Origin of the sequence: Mesorhizobium sp. M1342, assembly GCF_040317955.1 — a bacterium.
In the GTDB taxonomy this organism is placed as follows: Bacteria; Pseudomonadota; Alphaproteobacteria; order Rhizobiales; family Rhizobiaceae; genus Mesorhizobium.
Window position 1 is genome coordinate 85,130 of sequence record NZ_JAMYLI010000024.1, and the last position, 24,812, is coordinate 109,941.

Annotated in this window: 23 protein-coding genes; 17 read left to right on the forward strand and 6 right to left on the reverse strand. The window is 64.1% G+C overall.

Going from position 1 to position 24,812, the window contains the following annotated elements; genetic code table 11:
* Positions 1 to 175 precede the first annotated feature (175 nt).
* The 6 genes from NKH06_RS23585 (at position 176) to NKH06_RS23610 (ending at position 7,224) form a co-directional block, all read left to right on the forward strand.
* A complete protein-coding gene (locus NKH06_RS23585) occupies positions 176 to 1,162 on the forward strand; it encodes an ABC transporter substrate-binding protein (RefSeq protein WP_128305052.1) in 987 nt (328 codons plus the stop codon).
* Positions 1,163 to 1,248: 86 nt separating this feature from the next.
* Complete coding sequence (locus tag NKH06_RS23590) at positions 1,249 to 2,952, forward strand: ABC transporter permease (RefSeq protein WP_023811034.1); 1,704 nt, start codon at positions 1,249 to 1,251, stop codon at positions 2,950 to 2,952.
* Positions 2,940 to 4,019, forward strand: coding sequence for an ABC transporter ATP-binding protein (locus NKH06_RS23595; RefSeq protein WP_023811035.1), 1,080 nt, complete (start codon positions 2,940 to 2,942; stop codon positions 4,017 to 4,019). Before NKH06_RS23590 ends, NKH06_RS23595 begins: the two co-directional genes overlap by 13 nt.
* Positions 4,019 to 5,185 (forward strand): MBL fold metallo-hydrolase, encoded by a 1,167-nt coding sequence (locus NKH06_RS23600; RefSeq protein ID WP_352894211.1) that lies wholly within the window; start codon positions 4,019 to 4,021, stop codon positions 5,183 to 5,185. Before NKH06_RS23595 ends, NKH06_RS23600 begins: the two co-directional genes overlap by 1 nt.
* On the forward strand, positions 5,182 to 5,940 hold the full coding sequence (locus NKH06_RS23605) for a 5'/3'-nucleotidase SurE (RefSeq protein ID WP_023811037.1): 759 nt from the start codon (positions 5,182 to 5,184) through the stop codon (positions 5,938 to 5,940). Before NKH06_RS23600 ends, NKH06_RS23605 begins: the two co-directional genes overlap by 4 nt.
* A gap of 108 nt (positions 5,941 to 6,048) precedes the next feature.
* Positions 6,049 to 7,224: a DUF930 domain-containing protein gene (locus tag NKH06_RS23610; protein WP_023811038.1), complete on the forward strand. Its 1,176-nt coding sequence runs from the start codon at positions 6,049 to 6,051 to the stop codon at positions 7,222 to 7,224.
* Here NKH06_RS23610 and NKH06_RS23615 read toward each other — a convergent pair.
* Positions 7,221 to 7,895 (reverse strand): HAD family hydrolase, encoded by a 675-nt coding sequence (locus NKH06_RS23615; protein ID WP_023811039.1) that lies wholly within the window; start codon positions 7,893 to 7,895, stop codon positions 7,221 to 7,223. The two genes, NKH06_RS23610 and NKH06_RS23615, sit on opposite strands and share 4 nt — an antisense overlap.
* Before the next feature lie 93 nt (positions 7,896 to 7,988).
* Entirely contained in the window at positions 7,989 to 8,630 is a 642-nt protein-coding gene (locus NKH06_RS23620; RefSeq protein ID WP_023811040.1) for a hypothetical protein, read from the reverse strand.
* 195 nt (positions 8,631 to 8,825) lie between these two features.
* On the opposite strand from NKH06_RS23620, the gene NKH06_RS23625 reads away from it, so the two are divergent.
* From NKH06_RS23625 to ptsP, 5 genes are all read left to right on the forward strand, one after another.
* Complete coding sequence (locus NKH06_RS23625; RefSeq protein WP_023811041.1) at positions 8,826 to 9,263, forward strand: transcriptional regulator GutM; 438 nt, start codon at positions 8,826 to 8,828, stop codon at positions 9,261 to 9,263.
* Positions 9,264 to 9,351: 88 nt separating this feature from the next.
* The gene (srlA, locus tag NKH06_RS23630; protein ID WP_013529328.1) at positions 9,352 to 10,113 is read left to right on the forward strand and encodes a PTS glucitol/sorbitol transporter subunit IIC; all 762 of its coding nucleotides are present in this window, start codon (positions 9,352 to 9,354) and stop codon (positions 10,111 to 10,113) included.
* Between the two features lie 16 nt (positions 10,114 to 10,129).
* Entirely contained in the window at positions 10,130 to 11,131 is a 1,002-nt protein-coding gene (gene srlE / locus NKH06_RS23635; RefSeq protein ID WP_023811043.1) for a PTS glucitol/sorbitol transporter subunit IIB, read from the forward strand.
* Between the two features lie 108 nt (positions 11,132 to 11,239).
* Positions 11,240 to 11,620, forward strand: coding sequence for a PTS glucitol/sorbitol transporter subunit IIA (locus tag NKH06_RS23640; RefSeq protein WP_023811044.1), 381 nt, complete (start codon positions 11,240 to 11,242; stop codon positions 11,618 to 11,620).
* Positions 11,621 to 11,675: 55 nt separating this feature from the next.
* Positions 11,676 to 13,655, forward strand: coding sequence for a phosphoenolpyruvate--protein phosphotransferase (gene ptsP / locus NKH06_RS23645; protein ID WP_023811045.1), 1,980 nt, complete (start codon positions 11,676 to 11,678; stop codon positions 13,653 to 13,655).
* A gap of 14 nt (positions 13,656 to 13,669) precedes the next feature.
* On the opposite strand, the gene NKH06_RS23650 is transcribed toward ptsP, so the two are convergent.
* Positions 13,670 to 14,473: a hypothetical protein gene (locus NKH06_RS23650; protein ID WP_352894216.1), complete on the reverse strand. Its 804-nt coding sequence runs from the start codon at positions 14,471 to 14,473 to the stop codon at positions 13,670 to 13,672.
* A 159-nt stretch (positions 14,474 to 14,632) separates the two neighbouring features.
* Between NKH06_RS23650 and NKH06_RS23655 the strand changes: the two genes are divergently transcribed.
* A complete protein-coding gene (locus NKH06_RS23655; protein ID WP_127269653.1) occupies positions 14,633 to 15,643 on the forward strand; it encodes a sugar-binding transcriptional regulator in 1,011 nt (336 codons plus the stop codon).
* Here NKH06_RS23655 and NKH06_RS23660 read toward each other — a convergent pair.
* From NKH06_RS23660 to NKH06_RS23670, 3 genes are read right to left on the reverse strand one after another with little or no spacing between them, the layout of a single operon-like run.
* Positions 15,630 to 16,481, reverse strand: a complete 852-nt coding sequence (locus NKH06_RS23660; protein ID WP_352442061.1) for a TIGR01459 family HAD-type hydrolase — start codon at positions 16,479 to 16,481, stop codon at positions 15,630 to 15,632. The genes NKH06_RS23655 and NKH06_RS23660 overlap by 14 nt on opposite strands.
* On the reverse strand, positions 16,478 to 17,752 hold the full coding sequence (locus NKH06_RS23665; protein ID WP_352442066.1) for an FGGY-family carbohydrate kinase: 1,275 nt from the start codon (positions 17,750 to 17,752) through the stop codon (positions 16,478 to 16,480). Before NKH06_RS23665 ends, NKH06_RS23660 begins: the two co-directional genes overlap by 4 nt.
* 7 nt (positions 17,753 to 17,759) lie before the next feature.
* Entirely contained in the window at positions 17,760 to 18,803 is a 1,044-nt protein-coding gene (locus NKH06_RS23670; RefSeq protein WP_352894217.1) for a class II aldolase/adducin family protein, read from the reverse strand.
* A gap of 192 nt (positions 18,804 to 18,995) precedes the next feature.
* Here NKH06_RS23670 and NKH06_RS23675 point away from each other — a divergent pair, with 192 nt between their 5' ends.
* The 5 genes from NKH06_RS23675 (at position 18,996) to NKH06_RS23695 (ending at position 24,700) form a co-directional block, all read left to right on the forward strand.
* Complete coding sequence (locus NKH06_RS23675) at positions 18,996 to 19,772, forward strand: DeoR/GlpR family DNA-binding transcription regulator (protein ID WP_023811051.1); 777 nt, start codon at positions 18,996 to 18,998, stop codon at positions 19,770 to 19,772.
* The gene (locus NKH06_RS23680; RefSeq protein WP_352776304.1) at positions 19,769 to 21,148 is read left to right on the forward strand and encodes an FGGY-family carbohydrate kinase; all 1,380 of its coding nucleotides are present in this window, start codon (positions 19,769 to 19,771) and stop codon (positions 21,146 to 21,148) included. The genes NKH06_RS23675 and NKH06_RS23680 overlap by 4 nt, the downstream gene beginning before the upstream one ends.
* Complete coding sequence (locus NKH06_RS23685) at positions 21,145 to 22,689, forward strand: sugar ABC transporter ATP-binding protein (protein ID WP_352894220.1); 1,545 nt, start codon at positions 21,145 to 21,147, stop codon at positions 22,687 to 22,689. Before NKH06_RS23680 ends, NKH06_RS23685 begins: the two co-directional genes overlap by 4 nt.
* Positions 22,686 to 23,684 (forward strand): ABC transporter permease subunit, encoded by a 999-nt coding sequence (locus tag NKH06_RS23690; RefSeq protein ID WP_352611812.1) that lies wholly within the window; start codon positions 22,686 to 22,688, stop codon positions 23,682 to 23,684. The genes NKH06_RS23685 and NKH06_RS23690 overlap by 4 nt, the downstream gene beginning before the upstream one ends.
* A gap of 77 nt (positions 23,685 to 23,761) precedes the next feature.
* On the forward strand, positions 23,762 to 24,700 hold the full coding sequence (locus NKH06_RS23695; protein WP_352894222.1) for an ABC transporter substrate-binding protein: 939 nt from the start codon (positions 23,762 to 23,764) through the stop codon (positions 24,698 to 24,700).
* The last annotated feature ends 112 nt before the right edge of the window (positions 24,701 to 24,812 follow it).

The following is a 24,812-nucleotide window of genomic DNA, read 5'->3' on the forward strand; positions in this document are numbered from 1 at the left end:
GGCGCGTCGATTGTCGCACAGTTTTGTTCATTTGTAATTGACATCGTACATATGAACATATTTTGTGGGTTTCACGCGCTGTGTCATCCACCAGTCATATGCGCCGTGCAGGGAGGAAGAGACGGGGAGCCGGCCAGAGCCGGACCGGTCATGCACAGAAAGACAGGAGGTCTCATTGAAGACGCACTTCATCAAGCTGCTGGCCAGCCAGCTGGCGCTCGCGGCAACTTTGTTTGCCGGCGTGGCAAACGCCGAAACACTGACTCTCTACACGTCCCAGCCGGAAGCCGACGCGGCCAAGACCGTGGATGCCTTCAAGAAGGCGCAGCCGGGTATCGATGTGAATATCTATCGCTCGGGAACGAGCGACATCCTGACCAAGATGGCAGCCGAGTTTGCCGCCGGCAGCCCGCAGCCCGATGTGCTTTTGATCGCTGACGCGGTCAGCATGGAGCTGTTGAAGAAGGACGACCGGCTGCTGCCCTATCCCGAGGCAAAGCTCGACGGCATCGAAGCGGATGCCTATGATGCCGACAAGACCTATTTCGGCAGCAAGCTGATCACCACCGGCATCGTCTACAACACCGCGGCGACCGAGAAGCCGCAGCATTGGGCCGATCTTGCCAAGCCCGCCTATGCCGATGGCCTGGTGATGCCGAGCCCGCTCTATTCGGGTGCCGCCGCCTACCTGCTTTCGGGCTTCGTCGGCGATACCAACTATGGCTGGGATTTCTTCCAGAAGCTGAAGACCAACAACACCGTCAGCGTGCGCGGCAACGGTGCGGTGCTGAAGTCGGTGGCATCGGGCGAGAAGCCCTATGGCATCCTCGTCGACTTCATGGCGATGAACGCCAAGAAGAAGGGTTCCCCGGTCGAATTCGTGTTCCCCTCGGAAGGTGTGCCGGCAGTGACCGAACCGGTCGCCATCATGAAGACCGCCAGGAATGTCGATGGCGCCAAGAAGTTCGTCGACTTCATTCTTTCCGATGACGGCCAGAAGCTGGCGCTTTCGATGGGCTATCTGCCGGCGCGTGCCTCGGTCGGCCGCCCCGAATGGCTGCCGGAAGGCGTCAAGGTCAAGGTGATGTCGTTCGACACCAAGGCAATCGTCGCCAAGACCGACGCCGACAAGGCGAAGTTCTCGGAACTGTTCGGCGGCTGAGCCGGCAATCCAGTCGGCGTGCCCCTAGCGGCATGCCGACTGCGAAATCCGAGCGCATCGGCTGATCAATCCCAGGAAAAGCAATCATGTCAACACGGATCAGGGAAAGCCGGGGCCAGGAAATGGTCCTGACGGCGGCGGTGGCCATCGTCATCGTCCTGCTTTCGCTGCTGCCGATGCTGCGCCTGATCAAGGAAATCGTGGCACCCGGCGGCACGCTGTCGACCGTCGCGATAAAGGCGGGGCTCGCCAGTCCGGCGACCTGGATCGCCACCTGGCACACACTGGTCGTCGGTATCGGCGGCACCCTGCTTGCGGTGCTGTCGGGAACGCTGGTGGCAGTGCTCGTTACGCTGACCGATATCCGCGCTCGCAGCGCCATGGTGCTCTGTTACGTCATGCCCCTGATGATCGCGCCGCAGGTGACGGCGCTGGCCTGGCTGCAATTGTTCGGCCCGGCAAGCCCGTTCCTCAAGCTGTTCGGGGCGGCACCGCCGCTCGGGACCAGGAACCCGCTCTATTCGACATCGGGCATCATCCTGCTGCTCGGCGTGCAGTATGGCCCGCTGGTCTTCCTGCTGGTGCGCGCCGGCCTGCGCAAGCTGCCGCGCGAACTGATCGAAGCGGCGCGGGCGGGCGGTGCCGGCTGGTTCACCATGCTGGTCACCATCGTGCTGCCGTTGATGACGCCCTCGATCATGGCCGCCGCCGCACTCGCCTTCGTCTCCTGCGTCGGCAATTTCGGCATTCCGGCCTTTCTAGGCATTCCCGCCAACTATCTCGTGCTGCCGACGCTGATCTATCAGAAGCTGGCCGGCGGCGGCCCCGCCGTGCTCGGCGAAACCGCATTCCTGTCGGTGCTGATCGGTATCATCGCCATGGCGGGCATCCTTGCCCAGGAGATCATGAGCCGCCGCCGGGACTATCGCATCAGCTCCACGTCGCTGGCGGCTGAGCCATACGAACTCGGCCGATGGCGGCCGGCCGTGCAGGCCGGCATGTGGCTGCTGATCATCGTGGTGCTGTTCCTGCCGCTGTTCGGGCTGGTTCTGACATCGCTGGTGCCGGGCTACGGCATCGCGCTCACCGCCAAGACGGCAACCTTCGACAATTATCGCTTCGTGCTGTTCGAGCATGATGCCGCCAGCCGTGCCTTCTTCAACAGCTTCTGGCTGTCGATCGCGGCTGCGTTCTTCGCGGTCCTGGTCGCCGTGCCGATCGGCTATCTGATCGCCTGGGGCAAGCAGCGCTGGGTGCGGCTGCTCAATCTGTCGGTGGAACTGCCCTATGCTCTGCCCGGTGTGGTGCTGGCGATCGCCTCGCTGCTCATGTTCCTGCGGCCGATCCCGCTGACCGGCATCCAGCTCTACAACACGGTCTGGATCATCCTCTACGCCTATCTCGCCCGCTTCCTGGTGCTGGCGCTGCGGCCAACCATCAGCGGCTATCACCAGATCGACCGGGCGCTGGAGGAAGCGGCGCAAGTGGCAGGCGCCGGGCTGTTCACCCGCATGCGCACGATCATCTTTCCCTTGGTGGCACCGGCGGCGATCGCCGGTGGCCTGCTGATCTTCATGACGGCCTTAAGCGAACTTACCGTTTCGGCACTGCTGTGGTCGTCGGGCTCAGAAACGATCGGCGTGGTGATGTTCTCCTTCGAGCAGGGCGGCGATTCCAACTATGCGGCGGCGATGTCCGTCATCACCGTGGCGGTCACTTTCGTGCTAATGCTGGTGACCAATCTGCTTGCCCCCTACCTTCCGACCGGAGTGCTGCCATGGCGCGATTGAGCCTGGACAATGTGACCAAGAGCTTCGCCAATTTCGATGCCGTCAAGGACGTGTCGATCGACGTCGCCGACGGCGAGTTCCTGGCAGTGCTCGGCCCTTCCGGCTGCGGCAAGACGACGTTGCTGAGGCTCGTCGCCGGATTCGAGAAAGTGACGTCGGGCGAAATCCGCATCGGCAGCGAGGTCGTGTCGGGCAAGGGCGGCAGCGTCGCGCCGGAAAAGCGGCGCGTCGGCATCGTCTTCCAGAACTATGCGCTGTGGCCGCATATGACGGTGGCCGAGAACATCGGCTATTCGCTGAAGGTGGCGAAGCTCGACAAGGCCGTCGCCCGCCGGAAGGTTGAAGACGCACTGGCCCTTGTCAATCTGCAAGGGCTGGGCGAGCGTCGGCCGGCCAATCTTTCCGGCGGCCAGCGCCAGCGCGTGGCGCTGGCGCGCTGCCTTGTCGCCGCGCCCTCGCTAGTGCTGTTCGATGAGCCGCTCGCCAATCTCGACGTGCATCTGAGGGCATCGATGGAGGACGAGTTCGCATCCTTCCACAAGCGCACCGGCACCACTATCGTCTACATCACCCATGATCAGGCCGAGGCGATGGCATTGGCCGACCGCATCGCGGTGATGGATGGCGGGCGCCTTGCCCAGCTGGCGACGCCGCGCGAGCTCTATCATGAGCCGGCAAATGAAATGGTCGCATCCTTCATTTCGCAAGGCATTTTGCTGCCCGCCGACGTGCTGAGCGCGGAGCAGGCGGGCCACTGCAAGGTCCGGGTTCTCGGGACTGAACTGATTGTCCGCTGCCGGCCAGGCGAGCGGCCGCGCGCTGGCGCCAAGATCTGCTGCCGGTCAGCCGATCTCGACGTTTCGCCGGATGGCCCCGGCTTCGATGGCCTGGTCAAGCGGGTGATCTATCAGGGTGGCTCGGCGCGTATCGAATTCACGCCTTCGACCAGTCCCGACATCACCTTGCACTTCGAACAGCCCGACCCAGTCATGCTGGAAAGCGGGTCCCGGGCGCGTCTGCGCATAAGGTCCGGCTGGCTGATCCCGGCGGTGGGGGCGGCATCGTGATGATGCTCGACCTACTCGGCGGCTTTGGCGAAAAGGGCCGCACCAGTCTTGCTGTCAGCAGCGGCAAGGATCGCATCCTGCTCGACGTCGGCATCAAGGTCGGCGCCTCGGGGGCGAACTACTATCCGGCGCTGAACGGGTCGGCCGCCGACATCGATGCGCTGTTCGTCTCGCATGCCCATGAGGATCATGTCGGCGCGCTGAGCTGGCTGCTGTCGCGCGGCTATGCCGGCCCGATCTTCATGACGGCGGAGACCCGCAATGAGGCGCCCGCCACGCTCGCCGGCTATGCTGAGCCCGAGGATTTCAGACGGTTCCCTTTTCCCGAAGACCGCATCGAATTGTTCGAACCCGGCGATACGCTGAAGAGCGGAAATCTCACGATCCGGACGGGACGCTCCGGGCATGTGGTGGGCGGCGTCTGGTTTGCCGTGGACGATGGCGAGAGCCGCGTCGCCTATTCGGCCGATGTGGTGCCGGACAGCAATGTCTTCGTCATGGACGCGATCCCGCACTGCGACCTGCTTGTCCTCGATGCTTCCTATGGCGCCGATCCGGTGCCGGGGGCGGCGCGGGCGCTCGAAATATCGCAGTGGGTTGCGACGCATTCGGGCGGGTGTCTTTTGCCGACGCCGCTCTCGGGTCGGTCGCTGGAGCTGATCGCGGCCTTGCCGGGGCCGTTCGCCATCCATGCCGGCATGCGTTCGTCGCTGGAAGCGCAGATCGGCGCCACCGCATCCCTGTTGCCAGGTGTCTCAGAACTCTTGCTTCGCCGCCTGCAAGACGCAGCCGACTGGACCGATGCCGATCCCCTGCCGCCAATGCCGTTGCTGGCGGATGACGGTATGGGTGAGGCCGGCCCGTCGTCGCGCCTCTTGCCGCGTGCCGACCATTCCGGTTTTCCGGTGCTGCTTACCGGCCATCTGCCGTCAGGTTCGCCGGGCGATCTGTTGCACAAGGCCGGCCGGGCGGACTGGGTGCGCATGCCGACCCATCCGACGCTGTCGGGCAATGTCGACATCTGGGAGAAGGCCGGGCGTCCCGCAGCACTCGGTCATTCCTGCACGCCGGACCTTCTCGGCGATCTGCAAACCCACATCCCGTCGTTGCGCACGCAATGCCGCACCGGCCAGCGCATAGTGGTGTCGGAGGCGAAAAAACGATGAGAATTCTGATCTGCAACGACGACGGCATCGAAGCGCCGGGGCTTGCCCGTCTGGTCAATGCGGCCGGCGGGTTGAGCGACGATGTCTGGGTGGTCGCGCCCGACGGCAAGCGCACTGCTGCCGGCTCGTCATTGACGATTGCCAGGCCGTTGACCATGGGGCGCGTCAAGCCGAACTGGTACTCCTGTTCCGGCACCCCGGCCGATTGCGTGGTAAGCGCCATGACCTGGCTGTTCGCCGATTCCGACAAACCGGGCCTTGTGCTGTCGGGCGTCAACGATGGCCGCAACGTTGCCGAGGACCTTGCCTATTCCGGCACGCTCGGCATTGCGCGGGAGGCGACGTTTTGGGGCGTTCCAGCCATCGGCTTCTCACGCGTGAAAAATCCTGATTTCACCGATGGCGACGACCAATGGCTTGGCGCGCTGATCGCTTCATTGTGGCAATCGCGCGCCGACTGGGCCGCTGAGGGGCATTGGCTGAGCATCAACCTGCCGACCTTGCTGCCGGCCGAAATCCGGCAGCCGCGCATCGGCCGCGACAAGATCGCCCGCAAGGCCGAGATCGTGGAAAGCGACGGCGAACGCACGGTCATCACCGTGCCGCGCGGGCGCGCTCATGCAAGTGAGCCGGGTGACGAAAACGAGGCGATCGATGCCGGCTTTATCAGCATCAACCGGCTGAACTGGTTTGGCGAGACACGGCTGGACGAACGGTTTCTGGACAGGATCCCGCGCCAGCGGCAAACTGGCTGACCTGGGGTCTGCGCGTCGTCATCCGATCACCAACCTGTCAGCGGTTAAATCAAGCCAATCCACTACCTATGCTTGAAGCCGCCGCCATTTCATTCCACATCGGTGCGGATGAAGGGCGAAACAGGAGAACGGCGGCGGCATCTGCTGTGGGCTTTGCCCGCATCGCTGATCCTGCATGCACTCATCGCGGCGTTTCTGGTCTATGGCCTGCCGAGACCCGAGCAGCAGCCGGCTCAGCAGGAACAGCCCGTCAATGTCGCGATCGTGCCCCCGCCCGAAAAGCCCAAGCCGAAACCTGCTCCAAAGCCACCGGAGCCGACACCTGAAAAGAAGGCTGAAAAGCCGCCTGAACAAAAGCCGCCTCCGGAACCGCCGAAACCGCCAGACGACCAGGTTTTGAAGCGCGTTTTCCAGTACGGCCAGAAAGATACCGGGCCGGAGAAATCGCTCGACGGAAGCAGCGCTAAACCCAACACGCCGTCGCCGGCCAAGGATGAGGCGCCGAAGCCGCCTGTAGCACCGACACCCGCGCCGACCCAGCCCGCCCCGGCTGCAACGCCACAGCAGAAGGCAGAGCCCAGCAAGTCTGACGAGAAGCCAGCCACCGTTGCGCCGGACGAAAAGCCCGCGCAAAGCGAGGAGAAGCAGGCGACCGAGGACACCGACAAACAGCAGCCGGACAAACAGGAACCCGCACCGCAACCCGACGAAAAGCAAGCCGTCGTGACGCCAAAGCCATTGACGGCTGAGACCGGTGACAAGCCGGCGCCTCCAGCCTCGACCGAAAAGGCAAAGCCCAAAGCCAAACCTGCCAAGACAATGACGTTCAAACCCGCAAAAGCTTTCAAAGCGCCGAGCGGGAATGCTGGAAGGTCAAATCCCACCAACAACGCCCTTGCGGGATCACCGATCTATTCCGGCCTTCCTGGCGTCAGAAAGCTTTACTCGCAAGGGGCAACCGGCAATGCGTTCGCTACAAGCTCCATGGAGAATGTGCCGCGCGGTCAGCGCGTGGCCACCCTTTGCGGCAACGTTCTGAGCCGGGAATTGCAAACTGCCGACTATACGGTCAAATGGGTGCCAACCATCACGCTGGACAAAGGCAATGTTCTCAATCCTCCGCAGGCCGCCTTCAGCACCAGAAACGCCTGGTATAACCTAAATTTCCGATGCGAAGTCGACGCCGATGCGACCAAGGTCCTGTCCTTCAACTTCCGTGTGGGCTCATTGGTGCCGCCTGGCGAATGGGCCAGCCGTGGATTCACAAAGTATCGCCTAAACTAGGCCGGCACACCAAACCTAGCCAATTGCCGGCTAACTTCTTGCCAGTCGGCGCAGACGAAATCGGCACCGGCAGCTGTCAGCCGCGCGGCGTGCTCGGCATAGGTATGGCCGCCGCCGGTGTAGCCGATCGCCGTCATGCCGGCGGCGACAGCGCCCTGGATGCCGAAGGGCGAGTCCTCGATGACGATGCAGTCAACGGGATTGGCGCCGATCTTGTCCGCCGCGAAGAGGAAGATGTCCGGCGCGGGCTTGCCGTTCTTGACCATCGAGGAGCTGTAGATCGCGTCGCCGAAGAAACGCGCCAGCCCGGTCACGGCAAGGCTGTGGTTTATGCGCTCGACGGAGGAGGACGAGGCGACACAGCGGTCGCCCGCAAGCGTCGCGAGAAACGCAGTGATTCCCGGTGTCGGCTTCAATTCCTGCGAGAACAGCACCTTGGTCTCGGCCCAGATGTCGCCGTCCGCCGCCGCCGGAAATTGGTGCCCGGTCAATTCCTTGATCCTGGCGATGATATCGGACTGCTTCATGCCGACGCATTGGGCGATGATGCTGGTGTTGACACCGGGCATGCCGTGCTTTTCGTAGACGCGCTCATAGGCGCGGGCGGCCAGCGGCTCGCTGTCGACAAGAACGCCGTCGCAATCGAAAATAATAGGCCTTGGTCGCGCCACGCGTTTCCCTCTCGAGTCAATTTTCGCACATCGCTATCGGCAAAAAGTCAAATGTTCAATAGCGCGTGCGTTTTGGGGGCGCGAAGAGCGGGCTCAAAGCTGGCGCAACGCATCGCTCGCACGGGAAGACCCGAGCGCCCGTTGCATGGCTTGCCGGGACTGCGCGCGATCTGGGGTGATCCAGTTCGGTTCGGCGCCGAGAAAGCGGTCGAGGAAAGCCACCGCATAGGCCGGCATCTCGGTCACATTCTCGCGATAGGACCACCATGTGCGCAAATCGTCGGCGCATTTGTCGATGCCGGGTGCCGTGCCGAATTCCTGCTCGTGGATCGCCGAAATCACCGAGACGCAGTAGTTGGTGTAGAGGAAACCCTCCGGCCAGAAGCGGACGATTTCCAGCGTGCCGGCGTTCGTTTCCGTCTCGATCAGTTGGGTGAGGCCGGATATTTCTTTTGCCGGCGCCTGTTTTATCAACTCGCGCAGCACGAGGCCGGCGGCAAAGACGATGAAGTCGGCGCGGTCGATCGCGGCGAAGCGCTTCTGCGCTTCCATGATCTCGACCCAGTCGAGAAAGGCTCTGGTGAGCTTGGCCTCGTCGATCTCGAAGCGCACGCCGAACGTGTCCGAGACCACCTTGGCGCTGCCGCGAAAGGTGGCGCGGAACCAGCGCAGCTGCCGCAGCCGATGGCGAAGATCCGGCATCAAGGCCAGCTCGTCCCTGAAGGGCAGCTCCATGTTCCTCGTATCCTGTTTCCCGGTCAGCCTAGCACAACAGCGCCACGGCCGAAATCGGTCAGCGCCCTTGTAGATGACCGCAGCCGAGGCCAATATCATACATATTGACATTCTCGGAAACAAATGTTCTCACTTTGCTGTTGTCACGCGCCGGTCCAAGGTGCGGTTCAACTGAGGCTTCGGGAGGAGAACCGAATGGCGATTTGGCAGTGGGGACTGCTTCTGCTGGTTATCGTGTGGGCGCTGCAGTCGCTCGGCGTCTGGCTGCAGATGCGGCACTATTCGGATGTCTTCAGGGGCGTCACCGACCAGTACAAGGATGGCTTCGTCGGAGCCGGCAATTTTCGCGGCCGGTTGGCCAAGGGCACCATCGCGCTCGTCGTGGTGACGCCTGATCTGGTCGTGCGCCGCCTGATGGTGATGAGCGGCCGTTCCGTCTTCACCAAATTCAAAAGACATGAAGAATTCGAGGGTGTTCCCCTCGATAAACTCCGGTCCAACCCTGCAATCATGGGGGAGGGGGAACCCGGTGTGGCCGAGGCCGTGAAACGGGCGATCGAGCAGATCGACAAGACACGGTCGGAGCCGGGGAAGAAGCCGGGCCTGTCCGGCTTGAACATAGCAAGGGCTTAGGGCCGCAGGATTTCGGGCTCTAAATCAAAGGGATAGAGGACGCCGCGCACCGACTGGGATCAACCGGCGGGTGGCATAAGGAGGAGAAATGTCTGTATTTTCGTTGTTGGCGCAGCATGCCGACATGGCCGTGCACAATCTGCATGTCGCAGGTGCCATGGTCTCGGATGCCGCATTGCATGGCAAGCTCGCAGTCGAGCATGCCTCCGACCATCTCGTTGTCCTCGCACAAGCGGACAGCGGACCGATCACCGTCGATCAGTTCAAGGAAAAGCTGAAGGACGTCCAGCAGGAAGAGCAGCTCGGCTGGCTGACCGCCATCGGCAAGTACTTCATCGGCATCTTCCAGAAGGGCGGCGAGGTCTTCGCCGGCTTCGTCACCGGCATCATCCCGACGCTGGTGGTGCTGATGACGGCCTTCTACGCCGTCACCGAACTGGTCGGCGAAGAGCGCGTGCATGGCCTGGCGCGCGGCGCCGGCCGGATCGCGCTGACGCGCTACACGCTGTTGCCGCTGCTGGCGGTGTTCTTCCTCACCAATCCGATGGCCTATACGTTCGGATCGTTCCTGGAAGAAAAGCACAAGCCGGCCTTCTATGACGCGGCCGTGTCCTATGTGCACCCGCCGCTCGGCCTGTTCCCGCACATCAATCCCGGCGAGTATTTCGTCTGGGGCGGCATTCTCGTTGCGCTGCTGGAGCTGGAAAAGAAGGGCGTCGTCGTTGCCGGTTACCACGTCAAGGTGGCGATCTGGTACGCAATCGTCGGTCTCGTCGTCATCCTGCTCAAGGGCATGCTGACCGAACGCATCACCGCCATCATGGCACGCCGCCAGGGCGTCGAGCTGTAAGGGCGGGGAGGACATCATGGCCAAGACATATAAAGCCGTACGCATCTCCCGGGGCAAGACCGGTTGGGGTGGCCCGCTCGTGATCGAGCCGACCGAACAGCGCAGCAAGGTTGTTTCCGTCACCGGTGGTGGCATCCACCCGGTGGCACAGCTTATTGCCGACATGACCGGTGGCGAAGCCGTCGACGGCTTCAGGGCGCCGCCGATCGAAAGCGAGATGGCGGTGGTGGTCGTCGATTGCGGCGGCACCGCACGATGCGGCGTCTATCCGCGCAAGCGCATCCCGACCGTCAATCTGACGCCGGTCGGTCAATCGGGGCCGCTGGCCCAGTTCATCACCGAGGACATCTACGTTTCGGGCGTGAAGCCGGCCAACATCACAATGGCGGACGGATCCGAAACGGTCACGACTGCAGGGGGAGCAGCAGCGATGAGTTCAAGCAACAATGCGGCCGCGGCACCACAGCCGCTGCCGAGCGAGGGTGGGCTGATCGGCCTCATCAGCACGATCGGCCGGGTCATGGGACGTATCGTCGGCATCTTCTTCAATGCCGGCCGCCGCACCATCGACCAGGTCATCCGCAACGTGCTGCCGTTCATGGCCTTCGTGACCATGCTCATCGGTCTGATCCTGTATACCGGCATCGGCGATGTGCTGGCGCAGCCGATGGGTCCGCTGGCCAACAACATCGTCGGCCTGCTGATCATCTCGGCGATCTGCGGCCTGCCGTTCCTGTCGCCCATTCTCGGGCCAGGCGCTGTCATCGCGCAGGTCATCGGCGTCGCCATCATCGGCCCGCAGATCGCCAACGGCACGATTTCGCCGGCAATGGCACTGCCGGCGCTGTTTGCCTACAATACCCAGGTGGGCTGCGACTTCGTCCCCGTCGGCCTGGCGCTCGGTGAGGCCAAGCCGAAGACGATCGAAATCGGCGTTCCGGCGGTGCTCATCAGCCGCCAGATCATGGGGCCGGTCTCGGTGCTGATCGCCTGGGTCGTCAGCCTGATCGTGTTCTAAGGCAACTCTGGGAAAAGCGCATAATGCTTTCCCTTGGAAATTGCGTCAAAACAAAGAGTTAGAGCGGTTCACCGCTCTAGGGAAAGTTGAGAAAATGAGGTTCGCCATATGACGGTTCTGTTGAGAACACGGGTCACTGCCATCGGCCCCGAAGTGGCGGACCTTGCCGAAGGGGGCGTGGTCATCCTGTTTGCGGATGGCTCGCCGCCGGAGCTTGCCGAGGTTTCGGTGCTCCACAAGGCGGAGCAGGGACCAAGTGACGGAGCGCCCGCCAAGGGCGCTTCGATCACCCTCGGCCCGGTTGTCGCTGTTATCACAGCGGTCGGCTCCAGCGCGTGGAGCAAGGTGCTGGAAATGGGCCATGTCGTCATCTCGTTCAACGGCGCTACCGAGGCCGAGAGGCCGGGCGAGATCTGTGCGTCGCAAGTCGACCCGCAAGCGCTGGTGGCCGCCCTGAAGACCGGCGCAATCATCACCATCGCCGCCTGACAGCATTCGCGCCGTGGCCTATGTTGGGAGCGGCGCCCAAAACCAGAGTATTGCCATGGAACGCTCGACCATCGTCAGAGTGCATGAAGGTTTGCACGCCCGTCCCGCGACGCGGTTCGTGAAGCTCGCCAAGGGCTTCGAATCCGACGTCGAACTGGTCAAGGACGGCAAGGCGGTCAGCGCCAAGAGTTCGGTCAAGCTGATGCTGCTGGCGGTCAAGGAGAACCAGGAAGTCACGGTGCGGGCGAATGGCGCCGATGCCATCGAGGCACTCGAGGCGCTGATCGGCTATCTCGAGAATCCGCGGGCCGGCCTCGATGATGAAGCGGAGGCGCAGAGCCCGGCGAACGATGCCGGGCAGGAAGCGGCACCCGCGCCCGGATCCGTGCCGGCGGCACCTGACGGGGCAAACCGCCTGCGTGGCGTGGCCGCCAGCGAAGGTTTCGCCATCGGCCCGGCCTTTGCGCATTTTCCACCCGATATCGCCGGACAGGGCCGCGTGTTGCGGGCCGAGGAGATAGAAGGCGAGATCGACAGGTTCCGCACGGCCGTCGGCGCGGTCCAGGCCCGTATGGATAATGCGTTGGCGCAGGACAGCCTGTCGGCTGGAGACCGCGGCATCGTCGCCGCGCTCAGGGATATCGCCGCCGACGATAGCCTGACTGGTGAGGCCGAGGGCCTGATCAAGGGCGGCAATGACGCGGTCTCCGCCGTCATCACCGCCGCCTCCACCATTGCCGCCGAATTCAGCGCGGTCGACGATCACTATCTCAACGCGCGGGCGGATGACGTTCATGCGGTCGGGCGGCAGATCTGCCTCGTGTTGCTGGGCCAAGACGATGTCAGCCTCGAAAACATACCCGAAGGGGCTATCCTGATTGCCGATGACATCGGCGCCTGGGATCTGGCACGCGCGCCGCTGAAGCGTATCGGCGGCGTGGTGTGCGGCCATGGCGGCGCCACCTCGCACATCGCCATCATCGCGCGCTCGCACGGCATTCCGGCAGTGCTCGGCCTCGGCGGCCAGGTCAATGCCTTGCGCACCGCGCGAGACGTCGCGCTCGACGGCAATGCCGGCCATGTGATCATCGACCCCGACGAGGCGACCCGTGCCGATTTCGCCGGCCGCGTCGAAGCGGCGGCAAAGGAGCGCGCCGGCCTGACCATCTTCAAGACGGTGACGCCGAAGCTCGCCGACGGCAGGATCATCGAGGTCGCGGCCAATATCGGCTCACTCGAGGAAATCGAAGCGGCGCAAGAGGCTGGTGCCATGGGCATCGGCCTGTTCCGCACCGAGCTTTTGTTCATGCGCCATATGCATCTGCCCTCGGAAGACATGCAGGCCGAGACCTATGCGGCGCTGGCCAAGGCTTTTGCGCCTTATCCGGTCATTGTACGCACGCTCGACATCGGCGGTGACAAGCCGATTGCCGGCATCGAATTTCCCGACGAGGAAAACCCCTTCCTCGGCTGGCGCGGCATCCGCATGTGTCTCGACCGGCCCGACATCTTCAAGCGCCAACTGCGGGCGCTGCTGCGCGCAGCCGTGCACGGCAACATCAAGGTGATGCTGCCGATGGTGTCCGACCTCTCGGAGGTCAGGCAGACGCGCGTGCTGGTTGACGAATGCACGGCCGAGCTGAAAGCCGAAGGCGTGCCGCATGCGACCTTCGATCTCGGCGTAATGATCGAAACCCCGGCCGCCGTGCTGATCGCCCCGACGCTGGCCAAGGAGGTCGCTTTCTTCTCGATCGGCACCAACGATCTGACCCAATACATCATGGCCGCGGACCGGCTCAATCCGACCGTCGCCAAGCTCAACGATGTCACCAATCCAGCCGTCATGTCGGCGATCGAAATGACGGCAAAAGCCGGCGTCGCCGCCGGTATCATGGTCGGCATGTGCGGTGAGGCGGCCGGCCGTCCGGATCTCATTGCGACATTCGTGAAGATGGGGCTGACCGAACTCTCGATGAGCCCGGCTTCCATCCAGCGCGCCAAGAAAGCGATCATGGCCATGGCCGCTGAAGGCTAGCCCAGGCCGGCCAACTACGGCAGATGGGCAAGCAAGGTGGCGAACACCGGTGTCAGTTCAGCGATCGGGTTTGCCTTGGCGCAGGCCTGAACGATGCGGTCGTGGCGAATATCCGCCGCCAGTATCGCGATCTCCAGCATATCCGGCTCCGGCGCGCCGTCCCTGCCGGCGGGCGCCAGGCCGCAGGCCAAAGCGAGCGGTGCCAGGCAGCTTACGTCAAGCGCGCTGCTGCCCACCACCGCCGGCGTTTCGGACATCGTTTCGGCAAAGCGGACCGGACGCTGGCCGAGGCACTCGACCAGCAGCGCCGAACAGGTGGCCGCGATTGCCTGCAGTCCGGCACCTGGCGCGGCCAACGCGGCCAGCAGATCGCCATGCCGCTTGCGCATCGTGGCATGGACGGCCGCGAAATCGGCTTCGTGGATGCGGGCATTGTCGATGTTCAGGCCGGCAAGAACCGCCTTGGTCAGATAATACATATCGCGCCGGAACAGGCGTTCGGCGTCCAGTTGGCGATCCTCGTTGCCGACCGGGAAATAGGTGCCGAGGCCCTTCACCGTCGTGCCGTCCACCTTGATCGGGCGCTCATGCGGGACGAAAGCTTCAGCGATCGACAGCGCTTCGTCGACGGCACTCGCGGCATGGCTGAGCAGGCCTTCGATGCCCTTGCCTGGAAACGGCGGCAGATGGCTGGTTGCTTCGCGCAGGATGCTGGCATCGCCGCTGCCGTCATGGCGGCTCTGGCGGATGATTTCGCGGACTTCCCGCAGCCGGTCCTTCAGATTGACGCGGACATCTTCGGAGATTTGTCGGAGCATCGCGGATCGCCTTGAAATTTGCTGCGGATAGCCGCCAACCGGGGCAGCCGCCACTCTCTACATTGTTCCTATCGATTGGTAGATCAATAGGCGATACTAGACCAGCATGCAGAATCGGCGGCAGCGCGCTCGTCCGTCGCCGCAGGGGGAGAGACAGACTTGGGCAGACGACGACAGGGCGAAAGCGAAGACGGTCGAGGCGAGGCAACCGAGCAGGTCGCCAGCGAAAGCCGGACGGATCGCCTCAGGATTCGCGCCGCCTGGATGTATTTCGTCGAACAGATGACGCAGAACGAGATCGCCGACGTGCTCGGCGTCGGTCGCGTCACCATCGTGCGCATGCTGGCGGATGCCCGGGCGCGCAACGAAGTGAAGATCACCATCGAGAGCGAATTGTCGGAAATCGTGCGGCTTGAGCGCGCGCTGGAGAAGACGTTCGGGCTGCAGCAGGCGCTGGTGGCGCCGCTTTCGGCACCCAACGCTGATCCGATACCAGCGATCAGCGCCAAGACCGGCAGTTTCCTGTCGGACACGATGAAGTCCGGGATGCGGGTCGGCGTCGGCTGGGGGCAGACGCTGTTCTCGAGCCTGCCCTTCATCAGCGCCAAGTCGCTCACCGACTTCAAGGTGATTTCGCTGCTTGGCGGTGTCGGCGTCGTGCGCCGGGTCAACCCAGCCGAGTTCGCCTGGCGCTTCGCTCAGATATTCCAGGGCGACGGCTATCTGATGCCGACACCAGCCGTCGTCGACAGCGTCGAGACCAAGATCGCACTGATCGAGCGCTGCGGCCTGCAGGAGATTTTCGAAATGGCCGACGTGCTCGATGCCGTTCTGCTGAGCGTCGGCGGGATCGCCTCCGCCACCACCTTCTCTCGTGGCGGCTTTCTCAAGGAGGCGGATCGGGAGGCCTTGCTTGCGCGTGGCGCCGTTGGTGACCTCCTGTTCCATTTCTTCGACCGCAATGGCGATCTGGTCGACCATCCCGTCAACAGCCACGTGATGTCGGTGGATGTCGATCGTCTGCGCAAGGCGCCGATCCGTATCCTCACCTCCGGTGGCGAGGAGAAAACCGAAGCGCTGCTCGGCGCCATGACCCTCATCGCCCCAACCATCCTGATCACCGACGAGGAGAGCGCGCGGCGCATGCTGGAAGCGGTCAGCGGAAGCTGAAGCTCTCCGTGATGTAGTCCGGCCAGGCCTGCTGTTCGTCGAAAACAGCGGCGAGATCCGGTGTGTCCGCCAGTATTCCGCTCAGCACCAGCGCGGTGGCGATGCCGGTGCTGTTTCCCCCCGATATATCGTGTTCGACGCTGTCGCCGACACAGACCACGGTGCCACGGTCCGGCTCGCCGGCCAGCGCCAGCGCGGCGTCGAAAATCGCCTTGTCGGGCTTGCCTATTCGGGTAACGCTGCCGCCCAGGCTTTCATAGAGATCGGCCAGACGGCCGGCGCCGAAGCGAGGGCCAACGGCCGTCAGCATGATGATGTCGGGATTGGTGCAGAAACACGGCACCCGCCGCGCTGCAGCCGGCGCGAATAGCCTGCGATAATGGTCGAGGTCAAAGCGGTCACCCTCGCTGGCCGCGATCATTACCAGTTCGGCCTCATCGCCGGACCCGGTCAGCACAAAAGGCAGGCCCTCGATCGCGGAGCGGTCAGCTTCACGGCTGATCAGCAGGCATTTTGTCCCTGGGCGCAGCTTCCCCGACATCGCCATCTCCCTGAAGGATCGCCACGCCACCTCGCCGGAAGAAACGAAATGATCCCAGCTTCCCGCTTCGAAGCCGAGTTTTATGAGCCGGCTTTCATTGGGTCGTGCCCGCCTGCCGGAGTTCGAAACCAGCACCACGGTCTTGCCGGCGCGCTTCAGCGCCGACAGCGCTGCCACCGCGCCCGGATAGGGCCGTGTGCCGTCATGCAGCACGCCGAACTGGTCGAGCAGGAACACGTCGTAGCGCTCCGCCAGCGGCCCGATGCCGTCGAGACGTTCGATCGTTTTCGCGCTCATAGGAGTCCTGCCCGGCTTGCACCCATCAGCGCCAGCCGCGCCGTGCCGGCGGCGGCCTCGTCGGAAAGCGCGGGCAGGAAATCGACGCCGAGCCTGCGCCGCCGGATTGCCGTCCAGGCTGGGTTCGCCGCCCCGCCTCCGACGCTCCTGACCGATATCAGCGCGGGCGCGCCGAGTTCGGCAAGCCTGTCATAGCCGAGCGCTTCGATCGCGGCGATGCCTTCGAACATCGCTTTCAGATAATCGGCGTCGTCCGCCGGCCGGGGTGCAAGGCGAGGCGGCAGCGCCGGATCGGCGATCGGAAATCGTTCGCCCGTGGCGGGAAGCGGATAGTAATCGAGGCCGGTGTCGGTCTCCGGGTCGATTTTTGCGCTGAGTTCGATGATACGGGCGAGCGGAAAATGCTGAGCCAGCACCTTGCCGCCGGAATTCGACGCACCGCCTGCCAGCCAGGCGTTGCCGAGCCGGTGGCTGTAGATGCCGAAGCGCGGCGCCGAAATCGGCCGGTCGGACAGGATCTTGATGGTCAGCGAGGATCCCAGCGCGGTGACGCCGTCGCCGATCGCGGCAGCACCGGTCGCCAGGAACGAGGCGCAGCCATCCGTGGTTCCGGCGACGACGGCCACATCGCGCGGCAAGCCGAACAGTTCCCCGGCTTCCGCGGTGAGGGCGCCGGTGACTTCGCCCGGCTCGACCACGCGCGGCAGCAACTCCACGCGCATTCCGGTCGCGGCGATCCATTCCGGCCAGCGGCGGGCCTCGACATCATAGCCTGTCTTCAGGGCATTGTTCTCGTCGCTGACGTCGAAGCGGCCGGAGAAGTTTCCGGCAATCCAGTCGGCCTGATGCAGCACCGCCGCAATGCCCGGCAGATGCTGGAAGCGCAGGGCCTTGGCGAGGCCGGATGTCGCTCCGTGCGCTGCACTTGCAGCCGGCGCGGTGCGGTCGATCGCGGCCAGAATGTCGTCGTCATCGACCTTGTCGTTGTACATCAGCGGTTCGGCCAGCGGCCGCCCGGCGGCGTCGACCGGCAGCAGCGTGCCGGAGGTGCCGTCGATGGCGATGGCGCGGACCGCCGTGCGGTCGATGCCGGAAAGCAGGTCCGTCAGCACCGCCTTGACCGCTTGCCACCATGCCGTGGGGGCTCGGTCATCGTGGCCAAACCTGTCGAGTGGAACGGCCGAATGCCCGGCTATGGAAAAATCCGGGCGCATGGCGACGGCGCGCGCACCTGATGTGCCTAGGTCGATGCCGATGACAAGTGGCATCATGTCCATGCTAGCCGCCAGCCGCGTTGAGCTTCTGGCGATATTGCTCGGCGTCCCAGTTGACCAGCTCGTCATTCTCGGAAGCGGTGAGATAGTTCAGCCGCGCTGCGACGTCGATCCGCGCGGTCACGTCGGCGAGGCAGCGTTGCATGGCATCGGCGCCGGCACTGGCGTCGCCGCGCATCAGCACGCCTGCGCCGGGAAACAGGATCGCCGCAGGCGACGTGTCCAGTCGTGCAATGACATCGGCCACCGCCTCGCCCGGTTTCGCCACGATGGAGCCCTGGCCGAGGAAGATGACGTGGTCCGGATAGAGGCTGCCGGCCTGCGCCATGCGGCGGCTCTCAGGGTCGAGCGCAACCGCATGCGCTTCGACATCGGCCGGCAATCTGTAGCCACTGTCGCCGGCAAGAGCCGCCAAGGCATTGAGGTCGGGTGCGGCGGTCGCGCGCGCCGGCCGGGCCAGCAAAGACCTGATACGGCGCAGCAGAAGCTCCGCCCCGGCGACAGTTTCGGCGGCGACGACCAGCCCGTGATTGCCAAGGATCAGCACGTCGACGCCAGGCCGCAGTTTTTCGGCAATGCCGCGTGCAAGCGGCAGGCCTGGCCGGAAATAAGGCACATAGGCCCATTCGATGCCATCGAGCCGCCTGGCGACCTCGGCCTCGCCATCGGCCTGCACGGCAAGCGAGATGGTGTCGACGCAATGGACGTGAAGAACCACGCGCTGCGGCATCAGGGCGTGCACCGTGGTCTCGATCGACGGCCGCAGGCCGCGCGGGTTGAGCGCTGCAATGGCGAAACCTTGCGGCTGGTCGGCGGCGCGATCGCGCTGTTCGACGGCTCTCAGCAACGGCGCCATCGCCACCGGCACCATGATGTCATCGACCAGCGCGTCCTTCAGCCAGGTGCCGGAGGCCTTGATCCACAGCGTGTCGCCGGCTTTCAGCGAGGTGTTGCCGCCTGCCGCCTGGGTCAGATGCGGGCTCTGCCCGATGCTGGCCGAAAGCGCCCGTAAGGCCGCCAGTTCCTGCGCGTCAGCTTGGGTCGCCATGGCGCTTTTCCTCCAACGGCTCGGCCGTGTCCTGCGCGAAATCCCGTTGCCGGGGTCGAATTGGCGCTGATATCGCAGATACGAGTGATCTACGTCAATAGTGATCTAGTATCATCAAAACCCGCTTGCAATCCGGCTAATGTTGAGTAAGTTGCGCCAACTGCCATGGAAATGGCATCCGGGAGGAAAGAATTGAGCGACTCCGGCCGCCAGCGTCAGATCGTCGAACTGCTGCGGGATCGTCCGTTCGCTTCGGTGCGCGAGCTGCAGGAACGGCTTGGCGTTTCAGCCGCGACGGTCAGGCGCGATATCGACAGGATCGACGAAGCCGGCGAAGCGCGGAAGGTCTATGGCGGCATCTCGGCGCTCGACGGCGCTTCCCAGGCCGGTGTCGCCTACGCCCGGCCCTATGACGAGAACCGCGACCTTGCGGTCGAGGCCAAGCGGCAGATCGCCGCTCTCGCGGCGACCATGGTGCGTGACGGCGACGCCGTCATCGTGCATGGCGGCTCGACCTGCTTCCATCTCGGGGTCAAGCTCGCCGAGCGCAACATCCGCCTCTACACCAACTCGATGCCGCTGGCGGCCTATCTCAGCGACCACGGCCATTGCAGCCTGACGGTTGCGGGCGGTGATCTGCATCGCGAACCCGGCATCATCCATTCGCTCACCCAGGCCGTGCCCTTCTACGCCTCCAAATTCTTTCTCGGCGCGCAAGGCCTTGGCCAGGAAGGCGTGATGGAATCGCACCCGCTGCTGGTACGCTCGATCTTCGATCTCAGCCTCTGCGCCGACCAGATCGTGGTGCTGGCCGATAGCCGCAAACTGTCGATCCACGCGCGCAATGTCGCGCTGCCGCTTTCCCGCATCGGCACGCTGGTCACCGACGACGGTCTCTCCGACGCCGATGCGCGCATGCTGGAGGACGCCGGCGTCATGGTGCGGATAGCCTCGGGAGCCATCCAGTGAAGGTGGCTGTCCTCGATTTCGGCAAGACCAATTCGAAGCTGTTCGTCTTCGGCCAGGACGGGCGCATTGTCGACGAGCGCCGGACCCAGCCGAAATGGGTGCGCCAAGGCGGCTTCAGCGTGCTCGACGAGGCGGCGCTCCACCATTGGGCGCTCAGCGCCGTTGCCGATGCGGTCGATGGTCATGGAGTGGAAGGGGTCATGGTCTCGGGCCATGGCTGCACCTTTGCCTTGGTCGACGAGGCGGCGCTGACGCATCCGATCCTCGATTACGAGCAAGAGCCGCCGGCCGAGATTGCCGCGCGGATCGATCGCCGCATTCCGGGCTTTGCCGAGACCTTCTCGCCGCGGTTGCCGCTGGGCTTCAACTACGGCCGCCACATGCTGTGGCTGCAGGAGGTCGAGCCCGACGCGTTCGCCGCGTCGAAATCGATCCTCGGCTATCCGCAATATTGGAGCTGGCGCCTTGGCGGACGGGCGGTCTCGGAAGTATCCTATCTCGGCTGCCATTCGCATTTGTGGGCGCCGCGCCGCCAAGATTTTTCCTCGCTGGTCGACGCGCAGGGCTGGCGTGACCGGATGCCTGCCTTCGAGCGCGCCGGCACCGTTATCGGCGAGCAGCGCCTCGGCGCTGCGGCAAGCCCGATCGCCATCCACAACGGCGTCCATGACTCGAATGCGGCGCTGCATGCCTATCGCCGGCAGGAGCTTGGCCCGGTCACCGTCGTTTCTACCGGCACCTGGGTCGTCGTGCTCAATCCGTCCTGTCCCCTCGACGCGCTCGACCGGGACCGCGACATGCTGGTCAATGTCGATGTCGGCGGCGGCCCAGTGCCGACCATCCGCTTCATGGGCGGGCGTGAATTCGCAACCATCAGCGCCGGCTGGCAAGGCGAGATCGCCGGCCCGGCGGTGCAGCGGGTGATCGATGCCGGCATCATGGCGCTGCCGAGCTTCGCGCCGGGCGGGCCGATGGCGGGGCATTCCGGCCGACTGGCGGGGCGCGCGCCCAATGTCGAGGAACGCGCGGCTACGGCGCTGCTCTACGTCGCGCTGATGGTCGATCTCTGCCTCGACCTCATCCATTCGAACAACACGGTGATCGTCGATGGCGGGCTGAATACGGGCGGTCTGCTCGCCGGACTGCTGGCGCAATTGCGTCCCGACCAGGCTTTCCTGCAGGGCGCCACGCTGGAGGGCAGTGCCACCGGTGCAGCGGCGCTCGCCTTCGAGAGCGTTGGGCGCGAATTCGCCGCCGAAGTTCCGGAGCCGGTGCGCGCGTCGCGTTTCACCGGGTTGGTAGGCTATCGCGGCAATTGGCGTGCCGCCACCATGGACCGGGGCGTCGCTGGTGCGGTGGCGGGAGGCGCGCGATGAGTGCGATTGCCAAGGCCGAGACGGCGCGCCAGCCGGTGCTGGAGATGCGCCACATCTCCAAGACGTTCGGCGCGATCCGTGCCTTGCACGATGTCTCGCTCAGCGTCCATGCCGGCGAGCTGCACGCCTTGATGGGCGAGAACGGCGCCGGTAAGTCGACATTGATGAAAGTGCTTTCAGGCGCCTATCGGCCGGATGCCGGTGGCGAGATCCTGATCGACGGCATGCCGGCCGCGACCGGCGATCCGATCAAGGCGCGCGCCAGCGGCGTCGCGGTGATCTATCAGGAGTTGTCGCTGGCGCCCAATCTGACGGTGGCGCAAAACATCTTCCTCGGCAACGAGCCGCGGCGCTTCGGCATCGTCGACCGCGACCAGTGCACTCGACGCGCCAGGGAGATCATCGCGCGTCTGGGCGTCTCCTTTTCGGCCCGCGACATGGTCTCCAGCCTGTCGCTCGGCGAGCGCCAATTGGTCGAGATCGCCCGCGCGCTGTCGACCAATGCGCGCATCATCGTCATGGACGAGCCGACGACGTCGCTGACCTCGCGCGAGGCCGACCGGCTGTTCGAGGTCATCGCGACGCTGAAATCGCAAGGCATCGCCATCATCTACATCAGTCACCGCATGGAAGAGGTCTACCAGCTTGCCGATCGCGTCAGCGTGCTGCGCGACAGCGGTTATGTCGGCACGCTCGAACGTGCCGACCTCAGCGCCTCGCGCCTCGTCTCGATGATGGTCGGCCGCGATCTGTCGGCTTTCTACAAGAAGGATCATCGGCCGCCGGACGAAAAACGCGCGGTGGCGCTCTCGGTGCGTGGCATGTCCGACGGCCGTCTCCTGAAAGACTGTTCGTTCGACCTGCACAAGGGCGAGGTGCTGGCGCTGGCGGGTCTGGTCGGTTCCGGCCGTACCGAGCTTGCGCGGCTGATCTTCGGCGCCGACAGGCGCGTGTCAGGCACGCTGGAACTCGACGGCAAAACGATCTCCATCGGCTCGCCGCGCGAGGCGCTCGATGCCGGCATCGCCTATCTGACCGAGGACCGCAAGGAACTCGGCCTGTTCCTCGACATGTCGATTTCCGACAACATCAGCATGGGCGTGCTGGCGCGGGATTCGCGCGCCGGCGGCTTGCGCGATTTCGCGGCCGCCGAAAGGCGCGCTTCCAAGGCTGTTGCCGATCTCTCCATCCGCACCAGTTCGGTGCAGGCCAATGCCGGCTCCCTGTCGGGCGGCAACCAGCAGAAGGTGCTGCTCGCCCGCCTGCTTGAGACCGAGCCGAAGGTGGTCATCCTCGACGAGCCGACCCGCGGCGTCGATGTCGGGGCGAAATCGGAAATCTACCGGCTGATCGACAATCTCGCCAAACAGGGCATCGCCATCCTGATGATCTCCAGCGAACTGCCCGAGGTGATCGGCGTCGCCGACCGCGTGCTGGTGATGCGCGACGGCACGATATCGGGCGAGGTGACGGCATCGCAAGGCGAACCGCTGAGCCAGGAAAAAATCATGGAACTTGCAACGGGAGCGGCTCAGCAATGACCGACAAGGCGACCGAGATCAGCGCAGGCGGCCAGGCCACCGGCACCAGCCGACGGTTGCGCACGGCTTTCGCTGCCCTTGGCATGCTGCCGGTGCTGATCCTGCTGGCGGCCGGCTTCCAGTTCCTGAACCCGCGCTTCCTGACCGAGACCAACCTGTTGATCGTCACCCAGCAGTCGTCGATCAACATCGTGCTGGCGGCCGGCATGACCTTCGTCATCCTGACCGGCGGTATCGACCTGTCCGTCGGCGCCATCCTGGCCGCATCGGCGATGGTGGCGGTGATGGTGTCGCTGGTGCCCGACTGGGGTTTGCTCGGTGTGCCGGCGGCCATTCTGGTCGGCCTCGGCTTCGGCCTCATCAACGGGCTGCTCATCGCCTATATCAAGCTGCCGCCCTTCATCGTCACGCTGGGTTCGCTGACCGCGGTGCGCGGCGTCGCCCGCCTGCTCGGCCAGGACACCACGGTGTTCAATTCGGACCTGCCGTTCGATTTCATCGGCAACGGTTCGCTGTTCGGCATTCCGTGGCTGGTCATCATCGCGCTGTCGGTGGTGGTGCTGTCCTGGCTGGTGCTCAAGCGCACCGTGCTCGGCACCTGGATCTATGCCGTCGGCGGCAATGCCGAAGCGGCGCGGCTGACCGGCATCAAGGTGCCGCTGGTGCTGCTCTTCGTCTATGGCATTTCCGGCCTGCTGGCCGGCCTTGGCGGCGCCATGTCGGCGGCCCGGCTCTATGCCGCCAACGGGCTGCAGCTCGGGCAGTCCTATGAACTCGACGCCATTGCCGCTGTCATCCTCGGCGGCACCAGCTTCGTCGGTGGCGTCGGCTCGATCTGGGGTACGCTGATCGGCGGCCTGATCATCGCGGTGCTCTCCAACGGGCTCATCTTGGCCGGTGTCTCCGACATCTGGCAGTACATCATCAAGGGATTGGTCATCATCGTGGCGGTCGCCCTCGACCGCTACAGGCTCCAGGCAGGAGCAAGAACGTGATTGACCTTAGTCGCCGGCGTCAACGACCGGTTTCATGTAACGCACCGTGAGAGGCGCGGGGCAATCGGAGGAAAGCAATGAAGACCATCGCCAAACTGCTCTGCGGCGTCGCACTCGCGTCGCTCGCCATCGCGCCTGCTTCGGCCAAGGACCTCAATAAGGTCGGCATCTCGGTCGGCCTGCTCGGCAATCCCTTCTTCGTCGCCACCATCAAGGGCATCGAGGACGCGGCCAAGAAGATCAACCCAAAGGTCGAGGTGACCTCGGTGTCGGCCGACTATGACCTCAACAAGCAGGTCTCGCAGGTCGATTCGTTCATCGCCGCCGGTGTCGACGTGATCATGCTCAATGCCGTCGACGCCAAGGCGATCGCGCCGGCGGTGAAGAAGGCACAGGCTGCGGGTATCGTCGTTGCCGCCTTCGACGTTTCGGCGCCGGGCGCCGACGTGACCGTGATGACCAACAACGTCAAGGCCGGCGAAGAGGCCTGCCAATACCTGGTCGACCACACCGGCGGCAAGGGCGACTACGTCATCCTCAACGGACCGGCATCGTCGTCGATTCTGGAGCGGGTGAAGGGCTGCAAGAACGTGCTGGCGCAGCATCCCGACATCAAGATCCTCTCCGACGACCAGAATGCCGAAGGCTCGCGCGACGGCGGCCTGAAGGTGTTCCAGTCGCTGCTCACCCGCTTCGACAAGATCGATGCGGTGTTTGCCATCAACGATCCGACGGCGATCGGCGCCCAGCTTGCCGCCAAGCAGCTCAACCGCTCGGAGTTCATCTTCACCGCCGTCGACGGCGCGCCCGATATCGAGAAGGAACTCTCCTCCGGCACCTCGATGATCAAGGCCTCGGCCTCGCAGGATCCCTATGTGATGGCCGGCCAGTCGCTGACGATGGCGGCCGAACTGTTGGCCGGCAAGAAGCCGGCGGAGCCGACCGTCCTGCTCGCCCCGAAGCTCATCACGGCCGAGAACCTGAAGGACTACAAGGGCTGGACCGCAGCCCGCTAAATCCTCCCAAGGCCGGTAGGGGAGGAGAGAAAAAACAAAAACAAAAAAAAAAAAAAAAAAAAAAAAAAAAAAAAAAAAAAAAAAAAAAAAAAAAAAAAAAAAAAAAAAAAAA

What these genes read in the sequence shown, in the direction of transcription:
- NKH06_RS23660 (WP_352442061.1), bottom strand. Translation starts at nt 16,481, where the DNA reads ATGAGCGCGAAAACGATCGAACGTCTCGACGGCATCGGGCCGCTGGCG.
- NKH06_RS23690 (WP_352611812.1), top strand. Translation starts at nt 22,686, where the DNA reads ATGACCGACAAGGCGACCGAGATCAGCGCAGGCGGCCAGGCCACCGGC.
- NKH06_RS23625 (WP_023811041.1), top strand. Translation starts at nt 8,826, where the DNA reads ATGGCGATTTGGCAGTGGGGACTGCTTCTGCTGGTTATCGTGTGGGCG.
- NKH06_RS23605 (WP_023811037.1), top strand. Translation starts at nt 5,182, where the DNA reads ATGAGAATTCTGATCTGCAACGACGACGGCATCGAAGCGCCGGGGCTT.
- ptsP (WP_023811045.1), top strand. Translation starts at nt 11,676, where the DNA reads ATGGAACGCTCGACCATCGTCAGAGTGCATGAAGGTTTGCACGCCCGT.
- NKH06_RS23610 (WP_023811038.1), top strand. Translation starts at nt 6,049, where the DNA reads ATGAAGGGCGAAACAGGAGAACGGCGGCGGCATCTGCTGTGGGCTTTG.
- srlA (WP_013529328.1), top strand. Translation starts at nt 9,352, where the DNA reads ATGTCTGTATTTTCGTTGTTGGCGCAGCATGCCGACATGGCCGTGCAC.
- NKH06_RS23620 (WP_023811040.1), bottom strand. Translation starts at nt 8,630, where the DNA reads ATGGAGCTGCCCTTCAGGGACGAGCTGGCCTTGATGCCGGATCTTCGC.
- NKH06_RS23590 (WP_023811034.1), top strand. Translation starts at nt 1,249, where the DNA reads ATGTCAACACGGATCAGGGAAAGCCGGGGCCAGGAAATGGTCCTGACG.
- NKH06_RS23665 (WP_352442066.1), bottom strand. Translation starts at nt 17,752, where the DNA reads ATGATGCCACTTGTCATCGGCATCGACCTAGGCACATCAGGTGCGCGC.
- NKH06_RS23670 (WP_352894217.1), bottom strand. Translation starts at nt 18,803, where the DNA reads ATGGCGACCCAAGCTGACGCGCAGGAACTGGCGGCCTTACGGGCGCTT.
- NKH06_RS23600 (WP_352894211.1), top strand. Translation starts at nt 4,019, where the DNA reads ATGATGCTCGACCTACTCGGCGGCTTTGGCGAAAAGGGCCGCACCAGT.
- NKH06_RS23695 (WP_352894222.1), top strand. Translation starts at nt 23,762, where the DNA reads ATGAAGACCATCGCCAAACTGCTCTGCGGCGTCGCACTCGCGTCGCTC.
- NKH06_RS23640 (WP_023811044.1), top strand. Translation starts at nt 11,240, where the DNA reads ATGACGGTTCTGTTGAGAACACGGGTCACTGCCATCGGCCCCGAAGTG.
- srlE (WP_023811043.1), top strand. Translation starts at nt 10,130, where the DNA reads ATGGCCAAGACATATAAAGCCGTACGCATCTCCCGGGGCAAGACCGGT.
- NKH06_RS23650 (WP_352894216.1), bottom strand. Translation starts at nt 14,473, where the DNA reads ATGCTCCGACAAATCTCCGAAGATGTCCGCGTCAATCTGAAGGACCGG.
- NKH06_RS23685 (WP_352894220.1), top strand. Translation starts at nt 21,145, where the DNA reads ATGAGTGCGATTGCCAAGGCCGAGACGGCGCGCCAGCCGGTGCTGGAG.
- NKH06_RS23595 (WP_023811035.1), top strand. Translation starts at nt 2,940, where the DNA reads ATGGCGCGATTGAGCCTGGACAATGTGACCAAGAGCTTCGCCAATTTC.